The sequence below is a fragment of the Rhodovibrio sodomensis genome, assembly GCF_016583645.1.
GTDB lineage: Bacteria > Pseudomonadota > Alphaproteobacteria > Kiloniellales > Rhodovibrionaceae > Rhodovibrio > Rhodovibrio sodomensis.
In genome coordinates, this window is sequence record NZ_NRRL01000047.1 from 22,953 (window position 1) to 34,920 (window position 11,968).

The 11,968-nt window shown below is 70.8% G+C and carries 12 protein-coding genes; 4 read left to right on the top strand and 8 right to left on the bottom strand.

Annotated elements, in window-relative coordinates:
- The first annotated feature begins 30 nt into the window (after window positions 1-30).
- The 4 genes from CKO28_RS15610 to CKO28_RS15625 all read left to right on the top strand — a co-directional run bounded on the left by CKO28_RS15610 (window position 31) and on the right by CKO28_RS15625 (window position 3,661).
- Entirely contained in the window at window positions 31-1,200 is a 1,170-nt protein-coding gene (locus tag CKO28_RS15610; RefSeq protein WP_200341731.1) for an acetyl-CoA acetyltransferase, read from the top strand.
- A 169-nt stretch (window positions 1,201-1,369) separates the two neighbouring features.
- The gene (locus tag CKO28_RS15615; RefSeq protein WP_200341732.1) at window positions 1,370-2,359 is read left to right on the top strand and encodes an MDR family oxidoreductase; all 990 of its coding nucleotides are present in this window, start codon (window positions 1,370-1,372) and stop codon (window positions 2,357-2,359) included.
- Window positions 2,360-2,667: 308 nt separating this feature from the next.
- Complete coding sequence (locus CKO28_RS15620) at window positions 2,668-2,943, top strand: hypothetical protein (RefSeq protein WP_200341733.1); 276 nt, start codon at window positions 2,668-2,670, stop codon at window positions 2,941-2,943.
- Window positions 2,909-3,661: a tetratricopeptide repeat protein gene (locus CKO28_RS15625; RefSeq protein WP_200341734.1), complete on the top strand. Its 753-nt coding sequence runs from the start codon at window positions 2,909-2,911 to the stop codon at window positions 3,659-3,661. Before CKO28_RS15620 ends, CKO28_RS15625 begins: the two co-directional genes overlap by 35 nt.
- A 316-nt stretch (window positions 3,662-3,977) precedes the next feature.
- Here CKO28_RS15625 and CKO28_RS15630 read toward each other — a convergent pair whose 3' ends face one another.
- The 8 genes from CKO28_RS15630 to pgeF form a co-directional block, all read right to left on the bottom strand.
- The gene (locus CKO28_RS15630; protein ID WP_200341735.1) at window positions 3,978-4,667 is read right to left on the bottom strand and encodes a dienelactone hydrolase family protein; all 690 of its coding nucleotides are present in this window, start codon (window positions 4,665-4,667) and stop codon (window positions 3,978-3,980) included.
- A gap of 83 nt (window positions 4,668-4,750) precedes the next feature.
- The gene (ychF, locus tag CKO28_RS15635; RefSeq protein ID WP_200341736.1) at window positions 4,751-5,848 is read right to left on the bottom strand and encodes a redox-regulated ATPase YchF; all 1,098 of its coding nucleotides are present in this window, start codon (window positions 5,846-5,848) and stop codon (window positions 4,751-4,753) included.
- Between the two features lie 82 nt (window positions 5,849-5,930).
- Entirely contained in the window at window positions 5,931-6,542 is a 612-nt protein-coding gene (gene pth, locus CKO28_RS15640) for an aminoacyl-tRNA hydrolase (RefSeq protein WP_200341737.1), read from the bottom strand.
- A 141-nt stretch (window positions 6,543-6,683) separates the two neighbouring features.
- Complete coding sequence (locus CKO28_RS15645) at window positions 6,684-7,403, bottom strand: 50S ribosomal protein L25/general stress protein Ctc (RefSeq protein ID WP_200341738.1); 720 nt, start codon at window positions 7,401-7,403, stop codon at window positions 6,684-6,686.
- A 239-nt stretch (window positions 7,404-7,642) separates the two neighbouring features.
- The gene (locus CKO28_RS15650) at window positions 7,643-8,587 is read right to left on the bottom strand and encodes a ribose-phosphate pyrophosphokinase (RefSeq protein WP_200341739.1); all 945 of its coding nucleotides are present in this window, start codon (window positions 8,585-8,587) and stop codon (window positions 7,643-7,645) included.
- 276 nt (window positions 8,588-8,863) lie between these two features.
- On the bottom strand, window positions 8,864-9,742 hold the full coding sequence (locus CKO28_RS15655) for a hypothetical protein (RefSeq protein ID WP_200341740.1): 879 nt from the start codon (window positions 9,740-9,742) through the stop codon (window positions 8,864-8,866).
- A 121-nt stretch (window positions 9,743-9,863) separates the two neighbouring features.
- Window positions 9,864-11,018: a M24 family metallopeptidase gene (locus tag CKO28_RS15660; RefSeq protein ID WP_437127635.1), complete on the bottom strand. Its 1,155-nt coding sequence runs from the start codon at window positions 11,016-11,018 to the stop codon at window positions 9,864-9,866.
- A 9-nt stretch (window positions 11,019-11,027) separates the two neighbouring features.
- Complete coding sequence (gene pgeF, locus CKO28_RS15665; RefSeq protein ID WP_338050145.1) at window positions 11,028-11,876, bottom strand: peptidoglycan editing factor PgeF; 849 nt, start codon at window positions 11,874-11,876, stop codon at window positions 11,028-11,030.
- Window positions 11,877-11,968 lie beyond the last annotated feature (92 nt).

Consider the following 11,968-nt stretch of genomic DNA (forward strand, 5'->3'; position numbering starts at 1 on the left):
CTCGAAGACTCACTCCGGAGCCGGAAGACCATGACCGCCTCGATCCTGGGCTGGAGCCACACGCCGTTCGGCAAGCACGACGGCGCCGACGCGGAGGGCCTGATCGGCCAGGTCGCCGTGCAGGCCTGCCACGACGCCGGGATCGAGCCCGGCGACGTCGACGAGATCGTGCTCGGCACCTTCGGCGAGGGCTTCCAGCCGCAGGGCTTCCCCGCCTCGCTCGTCCTGCAGGCCGATCCGGCGTTCCGCTTCAAGCCGGCGACCCATCTGGAGAACGCCTGCGCCACCGGCAGTGCGGCGCTGCACGCGGGCCTGAAGTCGATCGGCGCGGGCCAGGCGCGGTTCGTGCTGGTGATCGGCGTCGAGCACATGACCGGCCTGCCCAACGCCGAGATCGCCAAGTGCCTGCTCAAGGCCGCGTACCTGAAGGAAGAGGGCGAGATCGAGGGCGGCTTCGTCGGCGTGTTCGCCCGGATCGCGCAGCAGTACTTCCAGAAGCACGGCGACCAGTCCGACGCGCTGGCCGCGATCGCCGCCAAGAACCACCGCAACGGCGCGGCGAACCCGCTGGCCCAGCTGCAGAAGGACCTGGGCTACGAGTTCTGCCGCAGCGTGAGCGACAAGAACCCGACGGTCGTCCATCCGCTCAGGCGCACCGACTGCTCGCTGGTTTCCGACGGCGCGGCCGCCCTGGTGCTGGCCGCCCCCGACGCGGCACACGGGCGGGAGCGCGCGGTCAAGGTGCGCACGGCGGTGCAGGTCAACGACTTCCTGCCCATGAGCAAGCGCGATGTCACCCAGTTCGAGGGCTGCCGGGAGGCTTGGTCGCGCGCGCTGGACGCGAGCGGGCTCACCCTGGCCGATCTCGACCTCGTGGAGACGCACGACTGCTTCACCATCGCCGAACTGATCGAATACGAGGCGATGGGCCTGTGCGCCCCCGGCCAGGGCGCGCGCGCCGCGCTGGAGGGCTGGACGGCCAACGACGGCAAGCTGCCGGTGAACCCGTCGGGCGGGCTGAAGTCCAAGGGCCACCCGATCGGGGCCACCGGGGTCTCGATGCACGTCATGGCGGCGATGCAGCTGACCGGCGAAGCGGGCGCGATGCAACTGCCCAAGGCCGGGCGCGCCGGGGTGTTCAACATGGGCGGGGCGGCGGTCGCCAACTACGTCTCGATCCTGGAATCCGGCACGGCGTGACCCCCGTGCGACGGCGATCGGCTGGAATTTCCGTTCCAACCCTGCCGTCCCGCCGGCTGGCGTGCTACACGGAACTTGGTTAACGACCGGACCGCCCGCGCGGCGTGCGCCAAACGTCCCCGCGCGGGAACCCGCCAGACACGACAAAGCACATGGGGAGGAGACGGACATGGCCAAGGCGCTGATCATCGACGAAGAGGGCGCGGAGCCGCAGGTCCGGGACATCGACGCCCAGCAGATCAAGGATGCCAACACCGAAGGCGACGTCACCGTCCGGGTCACGCATACCACGCTGAACTACAAGGACGGCATGGTGCTGAACTCGATCGGCAAGCTGGCGCGCAGCTTCCCGCACGTCCCCGGAATCGATTTCGCCGGCACCGTCGAGGAGAGCGACCATCCCGCCTGGACCCAGGGCGACGCGGTGATCCTGACCGGCTGGCGCGTCGGCGAGGCCACCTGGGGCGGCTATGCCGAGCTCGCCCGGGTGAAGGGCGACTGGCTGGTGGCGATGCCGCGCGGCCTGACGGCCGAGCGCGCGATGGCGATCGGGACGGCCGGCTTCACCGCGATGCTGGCGATCCTGGAATTGGAGGACCACGGCCTGTCGCCGACCAGCGAGGGCGAGGTACTGGTCACCGGGGCCGCCGGCGGCGTCGGTTCGATCGCGACCGCGTGCCTGGCCCGGCGCGGCTATTCGGTCGCCGCCGTGACCGGCCGGCCGGAGAGCCACGCCTATCTGACAGACCTGGGCGCCAGCCGGATCGTCGACCGGTCGGAGCTGAACGAGCCCAGCAAGCGCCCGCTGGAAAAGGAAACCTGGGCGGCCTGCATCGACGCGGTCGGCGGCCCCATGCTGGGCCGGGTGCTGGGCCAGATGCGCTACCGCGGCTCGGTCGCGGCCGTCGGTCTCGCGGGCGGCAACGAGCTCAACACCACCGTGCTGCCGTTCCTGCTGCGCGGGGTGAACCTGCTGGGCATCGACAGCGTGATGTGCGCCTACAAGCGCCGCGAGGCCGCCTGGCGCGAACTGGCCCGCGACCTGCCGATGGACAAGCTGGACGCGATGACCAGCACGGCGTCGCTGGACGAGCTGCCGAAGCTCGGCAAGGACATCCTGAAGGGCCAGGTTCAGGGCCGCGTGGTCGTGGCGATCTAGGGCGTTCGTGCCCGTCCCTCCACCCCCACTCATCCCCCTCCTCCCGCGGGAGGAGGGGCTAGGCGAGGAGGGTGCCTCGCCATCAATGCTGCAGGCCACCTTCTGTCCCTAACCCTCTCCTCCCACGTGGAGGAGAGCGGATAAGTTAGCGCGTGCCGGCATGCCCCGAGCCCATTCCCCTGGCGCTGCGGCGGCAAATCGGGCACAAGGCGTTAACCACCCGTTCGCAGCCTGCCCGTTAGACTGCGGCCCGGTCGGCGCGACCCGCGCCGTACGCCGCGTGCTTGTCGGGCAGGAGCTTTGTGAACATGACGCGTTTCCATCCGCGCTGGCGGGCGCTTCGGATCGCGGGCGGACTGATGCTGGCGGGGCCGCTTCTGGCGGGCTGCCTGTACGATCCCTGGCAGCCGGGCTCGAAGCCGCCGCTGCTGGGCGATACCCCCGGACCGCCCGAGGTGGCCGAGCGCTACTGCTACCGCACGCTGGCGGAGGTGGAGTGCTACAGCCACCGCCTGCCGGACCAGCAGGGCCGGCGCATGGATCAGGCCTATGACCGACAAGGATACCCCGCGCCGACCGACTAACCGCCGGATCGCGGCGATCGCGCCGCTATTGGCCGCGCTCGCGGCCCTGCCCCTGCTGCTGGTTCCCGGCGAAACGCCCGCGCGCGATCCCCTGTGGGACGACCTGCCCTGGCAGGAGCGGGTCGGGCCCGAATGGTTCCGGATCAACGCCGCGCGCGGCGACGCCGAGGCGCAGTACCGTCTGGCCCTGCTGCACGAACGCGGCGTCCAGGTCGACCGCGACCTGGAGATCGCGGCCAAATGGTACCGCCGTGCGGCCAAACAGGGCCACGCGCGCGCGCAGTTCAAGCTCGCCGGCTACTACCGGAAGGGCCGGCTGGACGGGGTCGACCTCGCCAAGGCCAAGCGTTGGTACGCGAAGGCCGCCGACCAGGGCCTGGCGCGGGCGCAATACAATCTGGGTGTGCTGGTGGAACGCGGGATCGGCGGCGACCGCGACCCGGTCCGCGCCGCCGCGCTGTACCGCAAGGCCGCAGCCCACGGCGTCGCCGCCGCGCACATGAGCCTGGGCCTGCTCTACCTCGCCGGCGAGGGCGTCGAGACCGACCGGGTCACCGCGCTCGCCCACCTGATCCGCGCGGCCGAAGCCGGCGTCCCCGGGGCCAGCCAGGCCCGCCGCCAGGTCGCCCGCGACCTCGGCCAGGCGGAACGCAAAGCCGCCGCCGGGCGCGCCGCCGACCTCGCGCCCGCCGCCCCGCGACAACCGGTGGTGCGATAGGGATTGGTTGCATCAGGGAACGGGCGTCGCGCCGTGCCCCTTCTCCTCCCATGGAGGCTTTTGCACACCTCGCGTAGCGCCCGTGTAGCGTCCTTCGACACGGACACCTGCGGTGTCCTACTCAGGATGAAGGTTTTGGTTTTTCAATGTGATAAATACCGCTTCATGCTGAGTAGCCGGCCGCAGGCCGGCGTGTCGATGCACCCCACATGGCTGCTCATGCACGTGTGCAAAAGTCTCCCCCCAGTGGCGGAGAGGGGACCCGCCGACGCCCCGTGCTAACGACCGATCAATACGGCGGCCCCGACAGCGCCGGCTACATGTTGTCCATGAAGAAGGCGACGGTGCGCGAGCGGGCGAGGCTGGCGCTGTCCTCGTCGTAATCTTCCGTCTGGTCGTTATTGAAGCCGTGGCCGGCGGGATAGATGTGGTCGACGACGTTCGGGTGCTCGGCGCGGATCGCCTCGATCTGGTCGAAGTCGACGATCGGATCCTCCTCGCCGAAATGCAGCAGCATCGGGCACTGCGGCTCTTCGTCGTTGAGCTCGAAGATCTGGCCCGAATAATACGAGACCGCCGCGTCGACCGACAGGCGGCAGGCGGCGAGCCAGGCGACCGCGCCGCCCCAGGCGTAGCCGATCACGCCGACCTTGCCGTCCTGGCCCAGTTCGCCGCGCAGGCGGTCGACCGCGGCCTGGACGTCGAGGGCGATGTCGTCCCAGTCGATCTGGCCGCGGATCGAGCGGCCACGGTCCAGGTCGTCCGGACCGTAGTCGAGTTCGACGCCGCGCTCGACCCGGTCGAACAGGCTGGGCGCCAGCGTCAGGTACCCGTCGCGGGCGTAGCTGTCGACCACCTCACGGATGTGGTCGTTCACGCCGAAGACTTCCTGGCAGATGATCACGCCGGCCTTGGGCGTCCCGGCCGGGCGGGCCAGATAGCCGTCGAACTGATGTCCGTCGGACGCCGTGAGGCGGATCTGTTCGCCCGCGTTCTGCTGGGCCATGAGTACTGTCGTGTCCCCCTAAACGCTCAACAGGTGCACCCCCGCGGCGCCTCGGCGGACCCCGGCGGTGCGATCGCAGTCTGTCACACGTTGAAGCGGAAGTGGAAGACATCGCCGTCCTTGACGGTGTAGTCGCGGCCTTCCACGCGCATCTTGCCGGCTTCCTTGGCGCCGGCCTCGCCGCCGCAGTCGACGAAGTCCTGCCAGAAGATCGTCTCCGCGCGGATGAACCCGCGCTCCATGTCGGAGTGGATCACGCCCGCGGCCTCGGGCGCGTTGGCGCCGTTGCGCACGGTCCAGGCGTGCGCCTCCTTCGGTCCGGCGGTGAAGAAGGTGATCAGGTTCAGCAGCCGGAAGCCTTCCTTGATGGTGCGCGACAACCCGCTTTCCCGCAGGCCCAGGTCGTCCAGGAAGGCGCGCTTTTCTTCCGCGTCGGACAGCTGGGCGACCTCCGCCTCGATCTCGGCGGAGATCACGACGTGGCCGGCGCCCTCGGTCTTGGCCCGTTCCTCGACCTGCCGGGATAGGCTGTTGCCGGTCGCGACCGCGCCCTCGTCGACGTTGGAGACGTACAGCACCGGCTTCGAGGTCAGCAGGTGCAGGCCCTGCAGCGTCTTGCGCTGCTCGGCGGTGAGCTCGACGTTGCGCGCCGGGACGCCCGCGCGCAGCCCCTCAACCACCGGGCCCAGCACGTCGCGCTTGGCGATCGCTTCCTTGTCGCCCTGCTTGGCCCGCTTGGCGGCCTGCTCGTACTGCTTCTCGCAGCTCTCCAGGTCGGCCAGCAGCAGCTCGGTCTCCACGGTATCGGCGTCGCGCAGCGGATCGACCGAGCCGTCGACGTGGGCCGTCTCGCCCTCGAAGCAGCGCAGCAGGTGGAGCACCGCGTCGACCTCGCGGATGTTGGCCAGGAACTGGTTGCCCAGCCCCTCACCCTTGCTGGCGCCGCGCACCAGGCCGGCGATGTCGACGAACTCCAGTTGGGTCGGGATCACCTTCTGCGACTTCGCCACCTCGGCCAGCTGGTCGAGGCGCGGGTCCGGCACCGGCACGCGGCCGACGTTGGGCTCGATCGTGCAGAACGGATAGTTGGCCGATTCCGCGATCGCGGCCTCGGTCAGCGCGTTGAACAGGGTCGACTTGCCGACGTTCGGCAAACCGACGATGCCGCAGTTGAAGCCCATGGGATCGGGGTGTCCGTCGTTCTTTCGGGGATCTCAGGTGCGCAACGCCAAACCGGCGGCGCGGATCTCGCGGCCTGACGCCTCAGCTCGCGCGCGTGGTGTCTTTCGGTCCCTGGGGGGCCTTGGGCGGCGGCGCCTTCTGCGCCACTCGGCTCATGAAGCCTTCCGCGTCGCCCTGCACCAGGCGCGGGATCTCGTCGCCGACGGCGCGGCAGACATCGTCGACCACGGCCGTTTCCGCCTTGGCGAACTCGCTGAGCACGTAGTTGGTCACCTGAGCCTTGTCGCCCGGATGGCCGATGCCCATCCGGATGCGCCAGAAGTCCGCGCCGCAGTGCTGGATCATCGACTTGATGCCGTTGTGCCCGGCGTGGCCGCCGCCCTGTTTCGCCTTCACCTTGCCGAGCGCGAGGTCGAGGTCGTCGTACAGCACCACGACTTGGCTGACCGGCAGCTTGAAGTAGCGCATCGCCTCGCCGACCGCTTGGCCGGACAGGTTCATGTAGGTCTGCGGCTTCAGCGCCAGCACCTTCTCCGTGCCGACGAAGCCCTCCGCCGCGGCCGACTGGAAGCGGCCGCGCCAGGCGCTCAGGTTCTGCGACCGGGCGATCTCGTCGAGCGCCATGAAGCCGATGTTGTGGCGCGTCTTCTCGTACTTCGGCCCAGGATTGCCGAGCCCGACCAACAGCAGCACAGGCGGACCTCCGGACGGCTGCGTCCCAGATGCGTCCGCAGCAGATGCGTCCGCATCAGACGCACGCGCCCCGGACCCGGAGGCGTCTCCGGATCCGGGGCGGCGCTGGAAGAGACGGCGCAGGGCGTCGAGAATGGAGGGTTACTCCCCCTTGTTCTCGTCGCCCTGGTCGCCGCCGGACGATTCGTCGCCCGAGCCCTCGCCGGAGCCCTGCTCGGCCGGGGCCTCTTCACCCGCCTCGGCGGTTTCGGCCTCGGCCTCCTGCTCCTCGGCGGCCTCGGCGCGGACCGCGCTGGGTGCGGCGATCGTGGCGATCGTGAAATCGCGGTCGTCGATCGTCGGGCGCGCGCCCTCCGGCACGTCGACCTGAGAGATGTGGATCGAATCGTTGATCTCGTACCCGGTCAGGTCGACCTCGAGATAGTCCGGCAGGTTGTCCGCGCGGGCGATCATCTCGACCTCGTGGCGCACCACGTTGAGCACGCCGCCGCGCTCCATGCCGGGGCACTCCTCCTCGTTGATGAAGTGCACCGGCACCTGCACGGTCACCTCGGTCTTGGCCGAGACGCGGAGCATGTCGAGGTGGATCGGCCGGTCGGTCACCGGATCGAACTGCAGGTCGCGGCAGATCGCGAGCTGCTTGCCGCGCTTGCCCTTGAGCTGGATCTCGAACAGCCGGGTAAAGAAGCCGGGGGCGTTCAGCTCACGGTCCAGGGTACCCGGATCGATGGTGAACAGGCTGGGGTCCTTGCCGTCGCCGTAAATGACGCCGGGCACGCGGCCCGCGCGCCGATCGCGGCGGGCTGCCCCCTTGCCGGCCCGCTCGCGCGGCTGCGCTGTCAGGGTGTGGGTCTCGGTCATCGCTTGAACGAAGCTCCTGATGGCTTTGGTGTCGTGAAACGCGAAAAGCCGGCGCGGATCGTATCGCGCCGGAAACGCCGTCCTCGCATGGCGCAGCCTCCAGGGGTGCTGCGCGCCCACGCGAGCGCGCGGGTTTTAGCCCGCGCGCCGGCCGAATGTCCAGAGGGTGTCTGGCTTGACAGGAGGCAGGGCGCCGCGGCGGGTCGCTCTCCCTTGAGGAGAGAGGACAGCGCCGCCCTCTACCCCGGCGGCAGGTCGAACAGGCTGGAGACCGAGCGTTCGTCGGAGATCCGGGCCATCGCCTCGCCCAAGAGCGGGGCGATCGAGAGCTGGCGGATGTTCTGGGCGACGCGCACCGCCTCGGTCGCGGGGATGGAATCGGTGATCACCAGTTCCTCCAGGGGCGAGGCGGAGACGCGCGCGACCGCGCCGCCGGACAGCACGCCGTGGGTGACGTAGGCGCTCACCCCCTTGGCGCCGTTGTCCGTCAACGCCTGCGCCGCGTTGCACAGCGTGCCCGCGCTGTCGACGATGTCGTCGACCAGGATGCAGCGCTTGTCCTTCACGTCGCCGATGATGTGCATCACCTCGGAGACGCCGGCGCGCTCGCGGCGCTTGTCGATGATCGCCAGATCGGCGTCCAGGCGCTTGGCGATCGCGCGGGCCCGCACCACGCCGCCGACGTCGGGCGAGACCACCGTCAGCGGATCGCCGTCGAACTTCTCCTCGATGTCCTGGGTGAACACCGGGGCGGCGAACAGGTTGTCGGTCGGGATGTCGAAGAAGCCCTGGATCTGCCCGGCGTGCAGGTCGAGGGTCAGCACCCGGTCGGCCCCGGCGCTGGTGATCAGGTTGGCGACCAGCTTCGCCGAGATCGGGGTGCGCGGGCCGGATTTGCGGTCCTGCCGGGCGTAGCCGTAGTACGGGATCACGGCGGTGACCCGGCGGGCCGAGGCGCGCTTGAGCGCGTCCAGCGCGACCAAGAGCTCCATCAGGTTGTCGTTCGCCGGGTAGCAGGTCGACTGGATCAGGAACACGTCCTCGCCGCGCATGTTCTCGTTGATCTCGACGAACACCTCCATATCGGAGAACCGCCGCACGCTGGCCTTGGTGAGCGGCAAGTTCAGGAAGGCCGAGATGGCTTCGGCGAGCGGCCGATTGCTGTTCCCGGTGAGAATTTTCATCTGACGACGGTCCCGAGATCGGCGCGCGCGGGGCAGCGTCTCGCGCGCGGGCAGGTGCTGTTACGGACAACGGCCGCTTCACGCCCCGGTGCCCTTGCGGCCGGCTGCACGCGGGGCGGCGGCCCGCGACCCGCGTCCAGCGGGCCGCCCGTCCCCCGGGGCGGAAAGCGCGCGGAATGTATCAACGGCCACCCGCCCTGTAAACGCTGGCTTCGCGGCGCACAACGGGCGTTCACGGCCCCGCGGACCGGACCCGTCGAACCGGACGCGGCAGGCTCAGGGCCCGGCCTCGCGCAGTACCTGCAACACCCCGGGCACGGCCGCGCCGACGATCGTCCGGGCCAGGCGGTCGGGCGCGTCCAGCTGGGCCTGCGGCACCGCGTTGGCCTGGTTCAGACCGCCCAGAGGTTCCTGCTCGCCCTGCCGGCGCACCGTCCAGGTGACCCGCAGGCGCTGGCCGCTGGCGCTCGCCATCTGCTCGGTCAGCACCCGGCCGCTCAGCACGACGTCGCCGGGGCCCGCGCGGTCGGTCAGCGGCAGGCCGCGCTGGCGCAGCTGGGCCGCCATCGCGCCGGTGAGCGCGCGCGCCAGCGCCAGCGGCCGGCCGGTCACCTCGCCGATCGCGATTTCCGTGCCCTCGGGATAGCCCGGCAGCCCGGCCGTGTCGGGCGCGGGGCCCTGCAGCGCCGCGGCGATCGCCGCCGCGGCCCCGTCGGCGGCCCGGCGCAGCGGCTCCGGCGCGGTCCAGTCCGCGGGCGGCAGGCTGACGCTGCGGGTCACGGTGGTGACCGGGTCGCCCTGCGGGTCGTACAGTTCCCAGACGATCCGGCGGGTAACGCGCGCCTGGGCGCGCCCGGTCACCTCCGCCGCACCCAACAGCCAGTGCACCTGCCGGTTGCCCACGCCGACCGCGGCGGGCACGTTTTCGCGGCGCAGCGCCTCCGCCATCGCTTCCGCCATCGCCTGCCCGTCCGGCAGGTCGCCGGTGACCGAGCCGACGGCCACGCCGGTGCGGTCGGGCAGGATCAACAGCTCGTTGCCGGTCTTGATCTCCGGCTTGAACGGCCGGGGCAGCTGGCCGCAGCCGACCAGGGCCAGCGCCAGCAGCCCGACCGCCAGAGCGCGCGCCGCCGCGCTCAGGCGACGATGGCGCACGTTGCGAGCATGCCCAAAAGACAGATGAGAACGAAAATGATCAGGTGCGGCATCGCGGAGCATCCGGGATTGGCGGCGGCTGTTGGGCGTCTGATGGGCTAGAAGGGACCGGCGCCGCAGCCTATCCGCCGGCGACCGTCAGCTCGAGCGGCAGACGGGACAGCGGCTCCGCCCCGCGGGCGCCGATCAAGCTGGTGCGCCCGGGGCACATCGCCAAGCCCGAATCGCTGTCGACCACGATGATGTGGACGAAAATCACCATCCCCGGCGCGATCTCCACCGGATTGCCGTGGTAGAGCATCGGCCAGTCCATCCAGTTGGGCGCGAACACCGCCCCCAGCGAATAGCCGCAGGCGTTCAGCCGGTGCGGCTTCAGGCCGGCGGCGTCGAGCACCCGGGCGTGCGCGTCGAAGCCGGCCCCGAAGGTGTTGCCGGGGGTGAGCGTCTCCTCGACCGCCAGCAGCGCCTCGTGCGCGGCCTCGGCCATGTCGCGCTGGCGCGGGCTTGCCTGCCCGACGGCGACCGTGCGCATCAGCGCGGCGTGGTAGCGCTTGGTGACGCCGGCCCATTCCAGGGTCAGCTGGTCGGTCCGCTCCAGGTGCCGCCGGCCGGTCTGGTAGCGGCACAGCAGCGCGTGATCGCCGGAGCCGACGATGAACTCGTTGCCGGCGTAGTCGCCGCCGCCGCGGAACACCGCGCCCTGCATCGCCGCCAACACGTCGCCCTCGAACGCGCCGGGGCGGATCTCCTGCAGGCCCGCCTCGAACGCCCGGTCGCCCAGTTCGGCCGCCTTGCGGACGTAGGCGATCTCGGCCTCGGACTTGACCGCGCGCAGGCGGCTTACCGTCTCGTTCGCCTCTTCCAGCGTGCAGAAGCCGTCCATCGCGGCGTCCAGGCGCCGGCCGTTGCGCGCGGTCAGGCCGTAGGTGTCGGTCTCCACGCCCAGGCGCGCGCCTTGCAGGCCGAACTCCGCCAGCACGTCGCGCAGCTGGTCGGCCGGGCTGGCGTCCTCCCGGTCTTCCCAGATCCGGATGTCTTCGATATCGCTGGTCAGCTGCGCCTGGCGCAGGTCGGGCGCGCGGGTCAGCAGCATGGTGCGCCCATCCGCGCCGAAATAGAGGCACTGGAAGAACACGTAGCCGAAGCTGTCGAAACCGGTCAGCCAGTACTGCGTCTCCGGCTTGAAGGCGAGCAGGCCGTCCAGCCCGGCCGCGACCAGCGCCTGTTGCGCACGCCGCTTGCGCCGGTCGAACTCGGCTTCGTCGAAATGCAGCACGATCCGGCCCTATCCGGTGAGCGCGATGGCGGAGAGCAGACGCCCGTAGTCGCCCTCCCCCCGGTGCGTGGCGCGCCGGTAGGAGAAAAAGCGCGTCGCGTCCGGCACGGTGTCCTCGCCGATCCATTCGGCGTGCCCGACGCGAGCGCGCAGCAGCCGGGCTCGGACGTAGCCCGGCAGGTCGAACAGGAAATGCCCGTCGCGCGCGGCCGGCTGAAAGAAATCGCTGGCGGCCATCGGACCTTGTTCCACGCGCTCCGGGAACTCCGGGCCGACCTCGTACGACTGCGGGCCGATCGTCGGACCGATCCCGGCCACGATCCGCGCCCGCTCGGCGCCCAGCGCGACCATCGCGTCGACCGTGCTGTCGAGCACGCCGTCGACCGCCCCGCGCCAGCCGGCGTGCGCGGCGCCGATCACGCCCGCCGCAGCGTCGTGGAACAGCACCGGCGCGCAATCGGCCGTCAGGACGCCGAGCGCGACCTGCGCCCGGTCGCTCGCCATGCCGTCGGCACGCGGCCGCGCGCCGTCCGGCCACGGCCGGGTGACGGTGACGCACGCGGCCGTGTGCGCCTGGTGCAGACTGACCAGATCGCCCGCATCCAGGCCCAGCGCCGCCTTCGCCCGCCGCCGGTTCTGCCGGACGTACGCCCGGTCGTCGCCCGACCCGGGCCCGCAGTTGAGGCCGGCGTAAATGCCCGCGCTCACCCCGCCCTGGCGGGTGAAAAAGCCGTGCACCACGCCGTCCGCCTGCAGCGCATCGAGCGTCAGCGGCGCCGGTGTCGCGGTGTCGCGGTTGGCGAGGCCGGGGATCATGGTCCCGTTGTACTCCGGCGCGGGCGGGCTGTTAAGCGGCACGCGTATGACGTTTTGTCGTCGGGTAAGTCCCCCTCTCCCTCGAGGGGAGAGGGAGGGGCCCGCGCCGCGGAGCGGCGTGGGAGGGTGCGGGT